General features: G+C 60.4%; 16 protein-coding genes. 11 read left to right on the forward strand and 5 right to left on the reverse strand.

Translation table 11 applies throughout. From position 1 onward, the window contains the following. Window positions 1–107: 107 nt before the first annotated feature. The 8 genes from cobU (at window position 108) to JQF37_RS20965 (ending at window position 5,476) form a co-directional block, all read left to right on the forward strand. The gene (gene cobU / locus JQF37_RS20935; RefSeq protein WP_130203720.1) at window positions 108–629 is read left to right on the forward strand and encodes a bifunctional adenosylcobinamide kinase/adenosylcobinamide-phosphate guanylyltransferase; all 522 of its coding nucleotides are present in this window, start codon (window positions 108–110) and stop codon (window positions 627–629) included. Then, entirely contained in the window at window positions 626–1,681 is a 1,056-nt protein-coding gene (cobT, locus tag JQF37_RS20940) for a nicotinate-nucleotide--dimethylbenzimidazole phosphoribosyltransferase (RefSeq protein WP_130203719.1), read from the forward strand. The genes cobU and cobT overlap by 4 nt, the downstream gene beginning before the upstream one ends. Next, window positions 1,678–2,253: an alpha-ribazole phosphatase family protein gene (gene cobC / locus JQF37_RS20945; protein WP_130203718.1), complete on the forward strand. Its 576-nt coding sequence runs from the start codon at window positions 1,678–1,680 to the stop codon at window positions 2,251–2,253. Before cobT ends, cobC begins: the two co-directional genes overlap by 4 nt. A 2-nt stretch (window positions 2,254–2,255) precedes the next feature. After that, window positions 2,256–2,987 carry an adenosylcobinamide-GDP ribazoletransferase gene (locus JQF37_RS20950; protein WP_130203717.1) on the forward strand — a complete coding sequence of 244 codons (732 nt, stop codon included), beginning with the start codon at window positions 2,256–2,258 and terminating at the stop codon, window positions 2,985–2,987. Between the two features lie 82 nt (window positions 2,988–3,069). Then, a complete protein-coding gene (locus JQF37_RS20955) occupies window positions 3,070–3,474 on the forward strand; it encodes a MarR family transcriptional regulator (RefSeq protein ID WP_130203716.1) in 405 nt (134 codons plus the stop codon). Window positions 3,475–3,526: 52 nt separating this feature from the next. Next, entirely contained in the window at window positions 3,527–4,735 is a 1,209-nt protein-coding gene (locus JQF37_RS20960; RefSeq protein ID WP_047531793.1) for an MFS transporter, read from the forward strand. Further along, window positions 4,732–4,854: a hypothetical protein gene (locus tag JQF37_RS31740; protein WP_256590086.1), complete on the forward strand. Its 123-nt coding sequence runs from the start codon at window positions 4,732–4,734 to the stop codon at window positions 4,852–4,854. The genes JQF37_RS20960 and JQF37_RS31740 overlap by 4 nt, the downstream gene beginning before the upstream one ends. Window positions 4,855–4,909: 55 nt before the next feature. Continuing rightward, window positions 4,910–5,476, forward strand: a complete 567-nt coding sequence (locus JQF37_RS20965; protein ID WP_130203715.1) for a redoxin domain-containing protein — start codon at window positions 4,910–4,912, stop codon at window positions 5,474–5,476. 89 nt (window positions 5,477–5,565) lie between these two features. Here the strand turns inward: JQF37_RS20965 and JQF37_RS20970 are convergent, their stop codons facing one another. The 3 genes from JQF37_RS20970 to JQF37_RS20980 form a co-directional block, all read right to left on the reverse strand. Continuing rightward, entirely contained in the window at window positions 5,566–6,852 is a 1,287-nt protein-coding gene (locus JQF37_RS20970; protein ID WP_130203714.1) for an outer membrane protein transport protein, read from the reverse strand. A 145-nt stretch (window positions 6,853–6,997) separates the two neighbouring features. Then, entirely contained in the window at window positions 6,998–7,480 is a 483-nt protein-coding gene (locus JQF37_RS20975) for a hypothetical protein (protein WP_130203713.1), read from the reverse strand. 275 nt (window positions 7,481–7,755) lie between these two features. Continuing rightward, a complete protein-coding gene (locus JQF37_RS20980; protein WP_003214941.1) occupies window positions 7,756–7,980 on the reverse strand; it encodes a hypothetical protein in 225 nt (74 codons plus the stop codon). A 997-nt stretch (window positions 7,981–8,977) separates the two neighbouring features. Between JQF37_RS20980 and JQF37_RS20985 the strand changes: the two genes are divergently transcribed. Together JQF37_RS20985 and rmuC are read left to right on the forward strand one after the other, a co-directional pair. Continuing rightward, entirely contained in the window at window positions 8,978–9,301 is a 324-nt protein-coding gene (locus JQF37_RS20985) for a sel1 repeat family protein (RefSeq protein ID WP_130203712.1), read from the forward strand. A gap of 61 nt (window positions 9,302–9,362) precedes the next feature. Next, on the forward strand, window positions 9,363–10,841 hold the full coding sequence (gene rmuC, locus JQF37_RS20990) for a DNA recombination protein RmuC (RefSeq protein WP_047531775.1): 1,479 nt from the start codon (window positions 9,363–9,365) through the stop codon (window positions 10,839–10,841). A gap of 93 nt (window positions 10,842–10,934) precedes the next feature. On the opposite strand, the gene JQF37_RS20995 is transcribed toward rmuC, so the two are convergent. Together JQF37_RS20995 and JQF37_RS21000 are read right to left on the reverse strand one after the other, a co-directional pair. Continuing rightward, window positions 10,935–14,405 carry a hybrid sensor histidine kinase/response regulator gene (locus JQF37_RS20995; protein ID WP_130203711.1) on the reverse strand — a complete coding sequence of 1,157 codons (3,471 nt, stop codon included), beginning with the start codon at window positions 14,403–14,405 and terminating at the stop codon, window positions 10,935–10,937. Window positions 14,406–14,631: 226 nt separating this feature from the next. After that, the gene (locus tag JQF37_RS21000) at window positions 14,632–15,168 is read right to left on the reverse strand and encodes a TetR/AcrR family transcriptional regulator (protein WP_130203710.1); all 537 of its coding nucleotides are present in this window, start codon (window positions 15,166–15,168) and stop codon (window positions 14,632–14,634) included. A gap of 154 nt (window positions 15,169–15,322) precedes the next feature. On the opposite strand from JQF37_RS21000, the gene JQF37_RS21005 reads away from it, so the two are divergent. After that, a complete protein-coding gene (locus tag JQF37_RS21005; RefSeq protein ID WP_130203709.1) occupies window positions 15,323–16,519 on the forward strand; it encodes an MFS transporter in 1,197 nt (398 codons plus the stop codon). Window positions 16,520–16,550 lie beyond the last annotated feature (31 nt).

The following is a 16,550-nucleotide window of genomic DNA, read 5'->3' on the forward strand; positions in this document are numbered from 1 at the left end:
CCCCATCGCGAGCAGGCTCGCTCCCGCATTAAAACGCGGTCAATTGTAGGAGCGGGCTTGCCCGCGATGAGGCCTGTCGCTACACCGCCAAATAAAAGGTTATGAACATGCTCCAACTGATCCTCGGCGGCGCCCGCTCCGGCAAAAGCCGTCTGGCCGAAAAACTCGCCTCAGACTGCCAGCTGCAAGTGACCTACATCGCCACCAGCCAGCCGCTGGACGGTGAAATGAGCCAGCGGGTCGCCCATCACCGTGCCCGTCGTCCGGCCGAATGGGCGTTGATCGAAGAGCCGCTGGAATTGGCCCGCGTCCTGCGCGAAACCGCCAGTGCCGAACGCTGCCTGTTGGTAGATTGCCTGACCCTGTGGCTGACCAATCTGCTGATGCTCGACGATGCGCAACGCCTGAGCGCCGAGCGCGATGCCCTGCTGGAGTGCCTGGCGTCGCTGCCGGGTGAAATCATTTTTGTCAGCAACGAAACCGGAATGGGTGTCGTGCCGCTGGGCGAATTGACTCGCCGCTATGTCGATGAAGCCGGTTGGCTGCATCAAGCTCTGGCCGAGCGTTGTCAGCGAGTCATCCTGACCGTCGCCGGCCTGCCCCTGACTTTGAAAGGTACTGCGTTATGACCCAATCCTGGTGGCTGAACCCGTGCAAACCGATCGACTTCGATGTGCTCGAGCAGGCGCAAGCCCGGCAACAGCAACTGACCAAGCCGGCCGGCTCGCTCGGTCAGCTCGAAGCGGTGGCGGTGCAATTGGCGGGCTTGCAAGGGCAGATCAAGCCAAGCCTGGATCAACTGTGGATCGCGATTTTTGCCGGTGACCATGGCGTGGTGGCTGAAGGCGTGTCGGCATATCCCCAGGAAGTCACCGGGCAGATGCTGCACAACTTCGTCACCGGCGGTGCGGCGATCAGCGTGCTGGCGCGGCAGTTGGGGGCTTGCCTCGAAGTGGTGGACCTGGGCACGGTAACGCCGGCATTGAACCTGCCGGGTGTGCGTCATCTGAACATCGGTCCGGGGACGGCGAATTTCATGCAAGGCCCGGCGATGACACCGGCGCAAGGTGAGCGTGCTCTCCAGGCGGGTCGCGACAGTGTGCAGCGCGCGCGCGCGTCGGGCGCTCAGCTATTCATCGGTGGCGAAATGGGCATTGGCAACACCACGGCGGCCAGCGCCCTGGCGTGCGCATTGCTGGAGTGCCCGGTGGTGCATCTGGCCGGGCCCGGCACCGGGTTGAACGCAGCAGGTGTCAGCCGTAAGGCTCAGGTGATCGAACGCGCGTTGGCCCTTCACGGCGCTCAGCGTGGTGATGCGTTGCAGACCCTGTTGAACCTCGGTGGTTTTGAAATTGCGGCACTGGTGGGTGCTTACCTGGCCTGCGCCCAGGAAGGCATTGCGGTGCTGGTGGACGGTTTCATTTGCAGCGTCGCGGCGCTGGTCGCGGTGCGCTTGAATCCCGAGTGCCGACAGTGGCTGTTGTTCGGCCATCGCGGTGCCGAGCCAGGGCACCGCCATGTGCTGGAAACCCTGAGCGCCGAACCCTTGCTCGACCTCGGCTTGCGTCTGGGCGAAGGCAGCGGCGCTGCGCTGGCCGTGCCATTGCTGCGTCTGGCCTGCGACCTGCATGGGCAAATGGCGACGTTCGCCGAGGCAGCGGTGGCGGATCGTCCGGCATGACGTTGCGTCTGGATATGCTGCGTCATGGCGAAACCGAGCTCGGTGGCGGCTTGCGTGGCAGCCTCGATGATGCGTTGACCGAAAAAGGCTGGCAGCAAATGCGCGAGGCGGTGCTGGCGCAAGGGCCTTGGGATCGTCTGGTCAGTTCGCCCCTGCAGCGTTGTGCGCGGTTCGCGGAAGAACTGGCAGGGCGATTGGGCTTGCCGGTCGAGTTGCAGGCCGACCTGAAAGAACTGCATTTCGGCGCCTGGGAGGGGCAGAGCGCTGCGGCGCTGATGGAAACCGATGCCGATTCCCTCGGGTTGTTCTGGGCCGATCCTTATTCGTTCACGCCGCCTCAGGGCGAGCCCGTCGCGGCGTTCGCAGCGCGGGTGCTGGCGGCGGTGGCGCGTTTGCATGCTGCCTACGCGGGCGAGCGGGTATTGCTCGTCAGTCATGGCGGGGTCATGCGCTTGTTGCTGGCGCAGGCGCGCGGCTTGCCGCGTGAGCAGTTGCTCAACGTCGAAGTCGGTCATGGCGCACTGTTTTCGCTGTCGGTCGAGTCCGACGGATTGTTAAGGGAAGCGGTCTGACCATGCTGCCGTTCTGGATCGCCTTACAGTTTCTCAGCAGCCTGCCGGTCCGTCTGCCGGGCATGCCGGCACCGCAGGAGCTGGGGCGGTCGCTGCTGTTCTATCCGCTGGTGGGCTTGTTGTTCGGCGGGATTCTATGGGCGCTCAACTGGCTGATGCTCGGCGCGCCGCTGCTGCTGCACGCGGTACTCCTGCTCACCGTTTGGGTGTTGCTCAGTGGCGCATTGCACCTGGACGGCCTGGCCGACAGCGCCGATGCGTGGCTCGGTGGCTTCGGCGACCGTGAACGCACATTGACCATCATGAAAGACCCGCGCAGCGGACCGATTGCGGTGGTCACGCTGGTGTTGGTGCTGCTGCTGAAATTCGCCGCGCTGCTGGCCTTGATCGAACAGCAACACGCCGTTGCGCTGATCATCGTGCCGTTGCTCGGGCGCAGTGCGTTGCTGGGTTTATTCCTGACCACGCCCTATGTGCGTGCCGGTGGCCTGGGTCAGGCGCTGGCCGATCATCTGCCGCGCTCGGCGGGCAAGCAGGTGTTGGCGGTCAGTGGCTTGGCCTGCGTGCTGATTGCTGGCTTGAGTGGTTTTTTTGCCGTGGTGCTGGCAGTCGTGTTGTTCGCGTGGTTGCGACAGGTCATGCTGCGGCGATTAGGCGGGACGACGGGCGATACGGCCGGGGCGTTGCTGGAATTGCTGGAAGTTGCGATGCTGGTCGGGCTGGCCTTGATATAAGGCTGCGCGAGCAGGGTTGCTCTTACGGGTTGCATGTAACAAAAAATTTGCTTTCACTTAACCGCGGGTATATACACGCACCATGCTCGAATCCCAATGTTTATGCATCAACCTGCGTCGCGCCGCCCGTGGCGTCAGCAGGCATTACGACGGCGCTCTCGACGGCTTCGGGATCAACGTTGCGCAGTATTCTTTGCTGTGCAATCTGCAGCGTCTGGATCAACCGAGTATTTCCACCCTGGCCGAGGCCATGGGACTGGATCGCAGCACCCTGGGGCGCAATTTGCGCGTCCTGGAAGGCGAGGGCCTGGTGATGCTGGTCGAGGGCGAAGACATGCGTAACCGTATCGTGCGCCTGACCGACGCCGGTGCCGAGCGCTTGAAAGCAGCCCTGCCGGCCTGGGAAGCGGCACAGCAGCGACTGGTTGATCGCTTGGGCGCCGAGAAGCGGGAAACGTTGTTGAAATTGCTGGACGAACTGGCTTGATGCCGGTTTTCCAGAACTTAAGCGGGTATATACCCGCGATTGGAGAATAATAATGACATCGATGTGGCGTACCTGTGGTTGGGTTTTATTGGGGAGTGCGCTGATCCTTGCGTTGTCTCTTGGCGTGCGACACGGCTTCGGGCTGTTTCTGGCGCCGATGAGTGCCGAGTTTGGCTGGGGGCGTGAAGTCTTTGCCTTCGCCATCGCCCTGCAAAACCTGATCTGGGGCTTGGCGCAGCCATTCACCGGCGCGCTGGCGGATCGCTTCGGTGCGGCGAAAGTGGTGCTGATCGGCGGCGTTCTGTACGCCCTGGGCCTGTTGTTCATGGGCCTGTCGGATTCGGCCGTCACGCTGTCCTTGAGTGCCGGACTGTTGATCGGTATCGGTCTGTCCGGCACTTCGTTTTCGGTGATTCTCGGCGTGGTCGGGCGTGCTGTCCCGCCGGAGAAACGCAGCCTGGGCATGGGGATCGCCAGCGCCGCCGGTTCCTTTGGTCAGTTTGCCATGGTGCCCGGCACGCTAGGGTTGATCGGTTGGCTCGGCTGGTCTGCGGCGCTGCTGGCTTTGGGCTGCCTGGTGGCCTTGATCGTGCCGTTGGTCAGCATGCTCAAGGACAAGCCTTTGCCGGTGCTTGGCCATGAGCAAACCTTGTCCGAGGCACTGCGTGAGGCCTGTTCCCATTCGGGCTTCTGGCTGCTGGCGTTCGGCTTTTTTGTCTGCGGTTTTCAGGTGGTCTTCATTGGCGTGCACTTGCCGGCGTATCTGGTGGATCAGCACCTTCCGGCGACGGTCGGCACCACGGTGCTGGCACTGATTGGTTTGTTCAATATCTTCGGCACCTACACCGCAGGCTGGCTCGGTGGACGCATGTCCAAACCGCGTTTGCTCACGGGGCTTTACCTGTTGCGGGCGGTGGTGATTGCGTTGTTCCTGTGGGCGCCGGTGACCACGACTACCGCTTATCTGTTCGGTATGGCCATGGGTTTCCTGTGGCTGTCGACGGTGCCGTTGACCAATGGCACGGTAGCGACCTTGTTCGGCGTACGAAACCTGTCCATGCTCGGCGGGATTGTCTTCCTGTTTCACCAGCTCGGTTCGTTCCTCGGTGGCTGGTTGGGCGGGGTGGTCTACGACCGTACCGGGAGTTATGACTTGATCTGGCAGGTAGCGATTCTGTTGAGCCTGATGGCCGCCGCCCTCAACTGGCCGGTGCGCGAAACGCCGGTGGCACGCCTGCAAACGCAAATGAGCGCGACATGAACAACTTCTGGCCGCGCATTACCCTTCTTGGCGTGTGTGCCTTGCTGCTGGCTCTGGCGTGGTGGGGCTGGCATCGGGGCGGGTTGGCCTTGATGCAGTTGGGCATGGGTGCTTGCTAGCAGGATAAGAGGGCGAGTAACTTCGACAGCTGACGACTTATAAGGAAGCCCTGACATGTTGATGCGCTGGCTGGCGGCACCTGCATTACTGGTCGCGTTTACCGGGTTGGCTCAGGCCGCAGAATGCCCGACGCTGTTGGAAGGTTCGCTGCCCAAACTACGCGCCAAGGAATCCATCGACTTGTGCCAGCGCTTCGCGGGCAAGCCTTTGGTGGTGGTCAATACCGCCAGTTTTTGTGGCTTCGCCCCGCAGTTCAAAAGCCTTGAAGCACTGAATCAGCGTTACAAGGATCAGGGGCTGGAGGTGATCGGTGTGCCGTCCAATGACTTCAAACAGGAGTCAAAGGACGGTGCCGAGACGGCCAAGGTCTGTTATGTGAATTACGGCGTGACCTTCACCATGACCGAGCCGCAGAAAGTCCGCGGTGACGAGGCGACGCACCTGTTCCGGGTGCTCGCCGAGCAGTCCAGCGCGCCGAAGTGGAATTTCTACAAGTACGTGGTCGATCGTCAGGGCAAGGTGATCGCCAATTTCTCCAGCCTGACCAAACCCGATGATCCCGATTTCATCGCGGCAGTGGAGAAGGCTCTGGCTTCGCCGCCTCCCGCTTCCGCTCCCTGATCGATGCCCACTAAAAAGCCCCGCCTCTGTGCAAGAGAGCGGGGCTTTTTTGATTCAGGTGGCAAGCGGTTCAGGCCCGCCGTGAATCATCAGAAGCGGTAGGTTGCACCGACACCGAAACCGTTTGCACTGTTTTCGTACTTGGCGTTGTAGGACTGACCCAAAGCGTTAGCGCGTTTGACAGTGACAGATTCTTCCTTGAGGTAGGAGTAAGCCACATCAATGGTCCAGTCGTCGGTTGGGCTGAAGCCTGCACCGATGCTGAAAATCGTCCGGTCGCCGGTAGGAATGCGCGGCGAACGATCAGTGTTGTTGGTGGGCGACTGGTCAAAGGAGAGACCGGTACGCAATACCCACTGCTTGTTCAACTGATAGGAAGTACCCAGGGCGTAGGCCCAGGTGTCATGCCAGTTCTGGTCTTCCTTGATGGTGCCAACGATTTGTGGGGCGAGGGCACCGCCGCTTTGTGCGGTTACGCCGTCGTTGTTGACCGTGATGTCTTTCAGGCGGCTCCAGCGGGTCCAGGTCGCACCGGCATAGAGCTTCCAGGCATCGTTCAAATCTTGAGTCACGGAAAGGTCATAGGACTCAGGTGTTTCGAGCTTCAGCGAGGCGTCGTAACGGTTGGATTTGAGCAGCTGAGGTGGCACGCCAGCGCCAGCAGTCACATCGGTGTGGCCGTCGAGCTTGTAGTTCACTTTCGAGTGGTAGGTCAGGCCCACGCGAGTGGTGTCGGTGGCTTGCACCAGGATACCGGCGTTCCAGCCCAAGGCTGTATCGTCGCCCTTGATCTCCACATTGTTGTCGCCAGTCCGTGGGACTGGGAGCGCAATGTCCGATTCCAGGGTGCCGGTAATCCGGTTGATGGTAGGACCAAAACCGATCGAGACCTTGTCGTTGAACGCGTAACTGACGGTTGGTTGCAGAGTGACGACTTTGACTTCGCTCTTGCTGCCGAAAGCGCGGCCCTGAAAGCCGTTTTCGTAGTTGGTGATCAGCCCGAACGGAGCGTAGACACCAAAACCGACAGCCCATTCATCGTTGAGTTTATTTGTATAGAAACCCATCGGTACTGAAGTGAACGGAACCATATCGCCTTTGTTGGTTCCGCTTGAACGGCCACTGGTATCGCTGATATCGGTCGAGGCGTCGATCGCTGCGATACCGCCGGTGATTTGCTGGCCTTTGAGGCGGGCCATACCGGCAGGGTTGCCAAAAACTGTACTTGCATCTTCGGCAGAAGAAGAGCGCCCGGCAAAACCAGTCCCCATTCCGCTGATGCTTTGTTCGTTGAGGGCAAAGCCGCTTGCGAAGATTTGGGTGGATGCCAAGGCAACGGCGAGGCTAATGGTGGTTTTGAGCATTACTTTTTTCATTATTAGAACTCCTGGAGATCACCGGGGCGGAAATTACCAACATTTTCGTCCGGGCGCCATAGGCTGTATCGCTTGATTTAGAGCGGTTTTGTAGGACAATCCGACCAAATTCGCGACCAGTTGTGCGATGTTTGAATCCAGGAAATCAGCAGGCGACCTGATTCAGCGGTGAAACACAGGTGTGCCAGGCGTAGGTGAAGTCTCTCAGGCGTCCTTGGGGCTGGAAAGTCTGGCGCCAGATTCGCGCCATTCCCAGGAGGTCGTCGGCTTCAGGGAGGGGAGTATTCTGTTCTTCGACCAGCAGCCAGGCGATGGCTGTGGCGTAACGCAAGTTGACGGTCAATTCGAGGTGCGGGCCGCTGAGAAAAGCATGTTGGCTGGCCAGGCCCCGGACCAGGCTGGCGCGTTCGGGATCGAGTGCCAGATAGTGGTCCCAGAGTGCCTGATGGCGGGGTTCGGCGATTCGGTAGAGGCCGTGTCCACGGCGGTCGTGCAGGGCGGAACCAAGGGCTGACTGGCTGGCGGCAATGCCCACCAACAGGGATTCGGCAATTGCGCTATGGCGTCCAAGATAGATCAATGTCGGGCGGATCACATAGCGGCACAGTTCGCTGGCAGCGATACCCATAAAACCCTCGAAACTCGAAATGGGCGGCGATACCTGAAAGGCTTTGGCAGCGGTGGATCGACTCAGGCTCGCCGGAAGCGGAACAAGCCGCTTGAGTTGAAGTGTAGTGTCATATTCGCGACGTAAAGGCCTGTTTTTAAAATATTTACGGCTGCCAGTTATAACCGTTATATCGGTTAGTGCTTAACCGGTATCCACCCCAGGTGAAATGTCGAGCAACAAAAAGCCCCGCGTTTTGAGCGCGGGGCTTTTGGTGTTTCAGCCTTGCTGGCGCCTCAGGCAACCAGTGCCTGACGGGTACGATCGATCACAGCCTGCAGCGGTTCGGCGCTGGAGTACTGATCCGGATACAGGCGTTCGCTATGACGGGCGATGCCGTGTTCGTTGACCAGCGTGAAGCTGAAGCAGCCTTTGCGAGCGGCCATGATCAGGCAGTTCATTGGTGCAAAAGCGTTGGTTAGGGTGCGAATGGCATCCTGAGTATGGATTTGAGTAGACATAGTCATTGGTGTTCCTACAAGCGACACGGATAAGAACCGTGCAAAATTAAAACGTTCCAGTGACGACAACCACCATTGGTCGAACGAAGAACCCGACTGGAACAAAGCAGCCAGTTTGAAGCGCTGATAAATTGGCGCGCTTGGGCTGGCAGGTAGGTACTTAGGAGGGCAGGCAACACATCAAGGGCAAAGGTTCTGGGCCCGGGGTGAAGATCCTGATCAATTTGCAGGTTGGTTCGGTCAGAGTAAATGAGCCTGGCAACACCCTTTGCTTACGATTCAAAGGCTGTGTTGGCGCAAGAGTTACCTGGAAACCATCGAGGTGGTCGATCCCGCTTGTTCGGTGGAGGCTTCGTTTGAGAAGGCTGTCCGGGGGATTTGTTCGACCAGAATTGACTTTCAGCTTGGTACTAACGCCGCGGATACTAACTGATTGAATGGGCGAAGGGAAGTGTGATAGCAAAAAAGATTGAGGGCGACGTTCAATCCCGTTCCCGGAGGACGTTGGATCGGGGCTGATAACTCCCCAGGTACGCGCTGAAACAGCCCGCAATCCGACCGGCGGCGGTGGAAATCCAACCAGTCAGAACCCGCCCTGGTCATGGAGTTGTCACAGTTTATCCCCAACTTCGCTGACAAAACGTACCGAAAGAGCGCACTGATATAACCGTCAATAAGGTACTTGTGCACATAAGTTGCGCAGTCTGTCACTCCACTGTCATCCAGCCTTCAATCGCAGTGGGTGCCTGTAACCAAAATTTAAGTCAATGAAAAACATCGCTTTTTTTTACTGGTGAAAAAATCGTCAGTTTGACTGAGAGCCCCATTCCATAGGGCTTTGCGAGAGTTCAGGGGCGGTTGTCCACTGAGTTATCCACAGCTTCTGTGGATTGTCCCCAGCGCTTGCTCTAGGACGGGCGTGCCGCGTTTTTTCGACTTTACCTGTAAGAAAAAAAGAGTAGAGTGGCGCGCCTTCCGATCTGCCCCACAGTGCTTTATGAAGTTTCGTTCACATTCCATTTCCTCTCCCGCCAAACCTTCCATTGTTGTCCCGCCCAAGCGCTTTTCGATGCGCGTGGCCGAGTGGTTATTGGATAGCCCACGCCTGGGCGAAAACCCCAGCGTCAAACACATTGCCGGGCGTTTGCTCAAGCAACCGGCGCGTGAGGGCGTCGTGGCCGCGCAAAGCCGCCTCGGTCAACTGATGTGTCGGGAATGTGGTAATACCCGGGATCGACGGATTGGCCAGGACCTGTTGCGCCAAGCCGCGCGTGCAGGGGATTTGCGCGCGCAAAAGGAACTGGGGCTGATTGAAGACTGAGCTGTCCAAGACCTGACGCCTTGGTTAACCTTCAAGCTTTATTTCAATGGCAGGAATGGCTATGGCTATGGACTTGACCAGCGCATTGCTCGGTCTGGCGGGCGCTGCACTGCCGCTGCTGGTGTTGGCCTGGCAACTGCAACGTCGAGCGGGCACCGCACAGGCAGAAGTGGCGCTCCTGGAAGAGCGCCTGTCCACGGCAAATCTGGCTCAGGATGGCTTGAACGCCCAACTTGAAGCCTGTCGCGATGAAATCGCGGATCTTGGCCAGGCCAACTCCGCCAAGCAGGCCGACCTTGCCGCCGTGCGCCGTGAAGTCGAATTGTTGCAGATCGAACGTGACGATGCCCGCGATGCCGCTCACGCCTGGAATATCGAACGCGCCGGAAAGGACGCCGAACTGCGTCGTCTGGATGCCTTGGCCGCCTCGCTCAACGCAGAGCTGCGCGAACAGCAGGAAAGCCATCAGCAGCGCCTCAATGACTTGCAAGGCTCGCGCGACGAGCTTCGGGCGCAGTTCGCCGAGTTGGCGGGGAAAATCTTCGATGAGCGTGAACAGCGTTTTGCCGAAACCAGTCAACAGCGCCTGGGGCAATTGCTCGACCCACTGAAGGAGCGCATCCAGTCCTTTGAAAAACGCGTCGAAGAGAGCTACCAGGCGGAAGCCCGGGAGCGCTTCTCGCTGGCCAAGGAGCTGGAGCGTCTGCAACAACTCAATCTGCGACTGAGTGACGAAGCCACCAACCTGACCCGCGCATTGAAAGGGCAGAAAACCCAGGGTAATTGGGGCGAACTGATCCTCGAGCGAGTGCTCGAACATGCCGGGCTGGAAAAAGGGCGCGAGTATCAGACCCAGGTCAATCTCAAGGGCCCGGACGGCGAGCGCTTCCAGCCGGACGTCATCATTTACCTGCCGGGCGACAAGCAGGTGGTGGTCGACTCCAAGGTCAGCCTCACGGCGTATCAGCAGTACGTTGCCGCAGAAGACGAGGCCATCGGCCAGATCGCCATCAAGCAACACGTCCTGTCCCTGCGCAATCACGTTAAAGGTTTGGCCGGGAAGGACTACAAACGCCTCGACGGCCTGCACAGCCTGGATTTCGTCTTGTTGTTCGTGCCGATCGAAGCGGCCTTTTCCGCGGCGCTGCAGGCTGAGCCGACGCTGTTTCAGGAGGCGTTCGACCGCAATATCGTGATCGTCAGCCCGACCACCTTGCTGGCGACGCTGCGCGTCATCGACAGCCTGTGGAAACAGGAGCGTCAGAGCCAGAATGCGCGGGAAATCGCCGAGCGAGCCGGGTGGCTGTACGACAAGTTCGTGTTGTTTATCCAGGATCTGGATGAGGTCGGCAATCGCCTGCAGCAACTGGACAAGGCTTACAGCTCGGCGCGCAACAAGCTGACAGAAGGTCGCGGCAATCTGGTCAGCCGCAGTGAACAACTGAAGTTGCTGGGGGCGAGGGCGAGCAAGAGCCTGCCAGCCGATTTGCTCGAGCGGGCGATGACCGATGTGGACGGGTTGGTCGAATTGCCGGAGTAGCAAAACAGCATCGCGAGCAGGGGAATGCGTTCGAATGGGGGAGCGAGCCTGCTCGCGATAGCGATGGGCGCGCACCATCGCGCCCGCCAAACACTACAACGGCAAATACCGGCTCAACAACGCCCGCAATGCCGCCGGCTTCACCGGTTTGGCCAGGTAATCCAGTCCCGCCGCATGCACCTGGGCCATCGTTTCCTGTCGCCCATCGGCACTGATCACCACGCCCGGCACAGGCTCGCCCAATCGGGTGCGCAGCCAGGCCATCAACTCCGTGCCGGTTTCGCCGTGGTCGAGGTGGTAGTCCACCAACGCCAGTTGCGGACGTACCCCTTCATCGAGCAATGCCACGCACTCATCGCGATTGCGTGCAGTCCAGACCTGACAACCCCAGCGGGTCAGCAGGCTGTTCATGCCGATCAGGATGCTGTCCTCGTTATCGATGCACAGCACCTGCGCACCACTGAGTAATTTGCCGTTGAGTTCCGCAGCCTTGGCCGGCTGAGCGCTTTGCGCCCTGGCCAGCGGGACGCTGACGCTGAAAACGCTGCCGTGCCCCGGCCAGGAGCGAACGCGCAGGGTGTGTCCTAGTACGCGGCACAAGCCGTCGGCAATGGCGAGGCCTAACCCCAGGCCTTTCTCGGCGCTGGTCTGATGACTGTCTAGGCGTTTGAATTCCTCGAAAATCACCTGCTGTTTATCTTCAGGAATGCCGGGCCCACGATCCCACACCTCCAGACACAACTCGCCCTTGTGCCGGCGGACCCCCAGGAGCACCGGGCCTTTGGCATAGCGGAAAGCGTTGGTCAGGAAATTCTGCAGGATTCGGCGCAACAGTTTGATATCGCTGTCGATGCGCAGTTTGCTGCTCCGGACGCGAAACTCGAGCCCTTGTTCCCGCGCCAGCGCCTTGAATTCGGCACCGAGTGTGTCAAACAACTCGTTGAGCGCGAACGGCTTGGGGTTTGGATTGATTTTGCCGTTTTCGAGGCGGGAAATATCCAGCAAATCGCTGATCAGCTCTTCGGCCGAACGCAGTGAGCTATCGAGGTGCTGGACCAGTTTCTGCGCCTCGTCGGACAAACCGTCTTCCTGATGGGACAGGGCGGCGGAGAACAGTCGCGCCGCGTTCAACGGTTGCATCAAGTCATGGCTGACGGCGGCCAGGAAACGGGTTTTCGACTGGTTGGCCGCCTCGGCGTTGCCCTTGGCTTCGGTCAGGGCCACGTTGAGCTGCGACAGTTCGTGGGTGCGTTCGGTGACCCGTCGCTCCAGACCTTCGTTGGCTTCGGTCAGCGCCTGTTCGGCTTCGCGGAACGCGGTGATGTCGGTGAAACTCATGACGAAACCACCGCCAGGCATCGGGTTGCCGATCAGCTCGATCACCCGGCCATTGGGAAACAATCGCTCGGACGTGTGCGCGCGGCCCTGACGCATCCAGTGCAGGCGGCGGGCGACGTGCACTTCGGCTTCGCCGGGGCCGCACAGGCCGCGCTCGGCGTTGTAGCGAATGATGTCGGCAATCGGTCGGCCGACGCTGATCAGGCCATCCGGGTAGTTGAACAACTCGAGGTAGCGCCGGTTCCAGGCCACCAGTTTCAGCGACTGGTCGACCACGCTGATGCCCTGGGTGATGTTTTCGATCGCCCCTTGCAGCAACGCGCGATTGAACTGCAGCACCTCGGAGGCTTCATCGGCGATGCGTACGACGTCTTCGAGTTGCATTTCCCGACCTTCGATGGCGGCTTTTACCACTGCGCGCGTCGACGAGGTTCCCAGCACGCCCGCCAGCAAGCGTTCAGTGTGGGCGATCCATTCACTGTCGGCGTTCTGGTTCGGGTTGAAGCCTTTGCCCTGGCGGTAGGCAAACCGGATGAAGCTCTGACGGGCGCGTTCTTCGCCGACGAAACGTGCCGCCAGTTGTAGCAAATCGTCGATTTGCACGGCCAGCATCGAGCGCCCACTGGGGCGAGCGCTGATTTCCTGGCCAATGAAACGGCCGGCCTGCCAGTGTTCCGAGACCCGTGTGCGTGACAGCACCGAGACCCAGGCGAACAGGGTGAAGTTACCGGCAAGGGACAGCACTACACCCTGGGTCAGTGGCGTGATAGGCAAGTGCAGCGGGTTGCTGTGCAACCACGCCAGCCCCGGAAAACTGTTCAGCGACCAGTCCAGGCTAAGGGCGGCAATCGGCAGGATCAGGGTGTAAAACCACAGGAAGGTCCCGGCAGCGAGGCCGGCGAACACGCCACGGCGGTTGGCCTGTTTCCAGTACAACGCGCCCAGCATGGCCGGAGCCAGTTGGGTCACTGCGGCGAACGCGATCTGGCCGATGGTCGCCAGGCTCGCGGTCGAGCCGAGCAAGCGATAGCTGACGTACGCCAGCAGCAAAATGGCCACGATGCTCACCCGGCGTACCGAGAGCATCCACTGGCGGAACACTTCGAACGGACGCTCGGCGTTGTTGCGGCGTAGCAGCCACGGCAACAGCATGTCGTTGGAGACCATGGTCGACAGCGCCACGCTGGCCACGATCACCATGCCGGTCGCCGCCGATGCCCCCCCGATAAACGCCAGCAGGGCCAAGGCGGGATGCGCCTGGGCCAGTGGCAGGCTGATGACGAAGGAGTCCGGCAGTACCGAGCTCGGCAACAGCATCTGGCCCGCCAGCGCAATGGGCACGACGAACAGCGCCGCCAATGCCAGGTAGGCCGGGAATACCCATTTGGCCAGGCGCAAGTCCTGAGGGTCGATGTTTTCCACTACGGTCACATGGAACTGCCGTGGCAGGCAGATAATCGCCATCATCGCCACGCCAGTCTGGACCACCATCGATGGCCAGTTGACGGTTTCCTTCCAGTATTCCTCGAGGCGCGGGGCGAGCATGGCCTGGTCGAACAGGTCATCGAAACCGTCATACAGGCCGTAGGTCACATACGCGCCGACCGCCAGAAAAGCGAACAGCTTCACCAGCGATTCGAATGCGATGGCCAGCACCATGCCGCGATGGTGTTCCGTGGCATCCAGGTTGCGAGTACCGAAGACGATGGTGAACAGGGCCAGCACCAGCGACACGATCAACGCGGTGTCCTGTGCTCGAACGCCCATGGCATCGGCACCGGCACCGATCAGCAGGTTCACCCCGAGCACGATGCCCTTGAGTTGCAGGGCGATGTAGGGCAACACGCCGACCATGCAGATCAACGCCACCACCACCGCCAGCGATTGGGATTTGCCATAGCGGGCGGCGATGAAGTCGGCAATCGAAGTGATGTTCTCCTGCTTGCTGATCATCACCATTTTTTGCAGTACCCACGGTGCGCCGACCAGCAGCAGGATCGGCCCGAGGTAGATCGGCAGGAATGACCAAAGCTGTTCCGCGGCCTGGCCCACCGCGCCAAAAAAGGTCCAGCTGGAGCAATAGACAGCGAGCGACAGGCTGTACACCCAGGCACGCACGCGCGGCGGCAGCGGCGCGCTGCGACGGTCACCGTAAAAGGCGATGGCGAACATGATGGCCATATAGGCCAGGGCGACGGCGGCAATCAGCCCGCTGGACAACGACATGGGAACTCCCGACAACCAAAGACACCCGGGCCGTCCCGCCCGGACAGACAGTCTCGCACGATGGCCTGGGTTAGTCAGTGTCGACCAAGGTCGTGGCGCGGCGGGGTGCCGCAGGGTGAGGGGGCAGCCAGTTTTTTGTGGTGCGTGCCGGTCCCCTCGCGAGCAAGCTCGCTGCCACGGAGGATTGCGATCAACGGTAGCAACGAGCTTGCTTGCGATGGCGGCCTTACTGGCTCAACGCAATTTCGATCAGTTGATGCAATTCCTCGACCTGCAGCGGTGCCTCGGAAAACAGGATGCGAAACACGATGGGCGCAGCCACCATGTTGATCAGCCGGTCGACGCTGGGGCGGGGCTGATCCGGGTAGCGATCCAGAACTGTCTGCAGCTGCCCGCCAATGATCGTCGCGCAATAGCTCGGCTTGAGGCTCGATTGCACGTCGCGCAGCATGTTGCGGCCGGGGGCGGAGCTCATCTCGTCCAGGTACTGTTCTGCCCAGGCACGCACATCGCCGGGCAAGCTGCCGGTATTGGCTGACTCGGTTTCCGGTTGCAGGCGGGCGAGGGCGACGTCCGCCAGCAGCGCCGACAGATCTCCCCAACGCCGATAAATGGTCGAGGGTGTAACGCCTGCGCGCGCGGCGATCTGCGGCACGGTCACGCTGGCCCGATCCTGTTCTTCGAGCAGTTCGCGCACGGCCTTGTGAATGGATTCCTGCACCCGGGCGCTACGGCCGCCGGGACGTAAAGTCGGAGCTGTCATCACCTTTTTCCTGTCTCGCGTCGAAGCCTGCCAACCCGCAGTCGCCTCGATCCTGAAAAATCTGTTTCGGACCTTAACACAAAGAATTTGCTTTAAGAGCCAGGCGGTAGCACACTCCGCAAAAGCAAAAAATTAGCTTTTGCGGAGTGTGCCCATGCCCAGTTCTCATTCAAACCGTGCAAGCCTGTGGTTCCTGGCAGTCACTTTGCTCAGTTTTCTCGCTGCCTCCACGGCACCCACGCCGTTGTACCACCTGTACCAGGAGCAACTGCAGTTTTCGGCCGCCATCCTGACGCTTGTTTTTGCGGTATACGCCCTCAGTCTGCTGGTCGCGTTGCTGACGGTAGGGTCGCTGTCGGACCACCTTGGACGCAAACCGGTCATTTTCACTGCGGTACTGCTGAACATTGTCGCGATGCTGCTGTTTATCCAGGCCGACAGCGTCGGTTGGCTGATCAGTGCACGTGTCCTGCAGGGCTTCGCCACCGGGATGGCGACGGCCGTGTTGAGCGCCACGCTGCTGGACACTGATCGCCAGCAGGGGTCGCTGATCAACAGCGTGGCACCCTTGATCGGCATGGCGCTGGGTGGCTTGGGTTGCGGTTTGCTGGCCGAATTTGCCCCGGCTCCGTTACACCTGACGTATTGGCTGCTGCTCGTGTTGTTTGTGATGCAGGCGTTGTATGTCTGGCGTTTGCCGGAAACTGTCTCGCGTCAGCCTGGGGCATGGGCGTCATTGCGGCCCACCCTGCATGTGCCGGTTCAGGCGCGCTCGACCTTGTGGCGGGTGCTGCCGCTCAATACCGCAACCTGGGCGCTCGGAGGTTTTTACGCCTCCCTGGCGCCTTCGTTGGTGCGCACCGCCACGGGCTCGACTTCGAACCTGATTGGCGGCGCGACCGTTGCCGTACTGACGTTGACCGGTGCTTCGATGATTTTCATCCTGCGCAATTGGCCTGCCGGCAGGGCGCTGCAGTTGGGGGCCGGTTCGTTGGCGACGGGGGTTGTCCTGATTCTCCTGGGGGCGCACGGTGCCAGTCTGCCGCTGTTCTTCCTTGGCACGCTGGTCGCCGGTTGTGGTTTTGGAGCCGGTTTCCTGGGGGCTTTGCGTAGCGTCGTGCCGTTGGCCTTGCCCCATGAGCGCGCCGGTCTGATGTCGGCGTACTACGTGCTCAGTTACCTGGCCTTCTGCCTGCCGTCATTGCTGGCCGGTAACCTGGCGCGCACCTTTGGCCTGGTGGCGACCACCGAGGGTTATGGGGTCGTGCTGATCCTCCTGGCCTTGGGGGCATGGCTGGCGCACTGGCTTCGGCGCTCTTGCGGCGTTTGCAGCGCTGCTGGCCAGCCATAGGAAAACGGCATTTAATGCTGCCCATTCATTC

Source organism: Pseudomonas sp. MIL9, from assembly GCF_016887925.1.
GTDB classification, from domain to species: domain Bacteria; phylum Pseudomonadota; class Gammaproteobacteria; order Pseudomonadales; family Pseudomonadaceae; genus Aquipseudomonas; species Aquipseudomonas mohnii.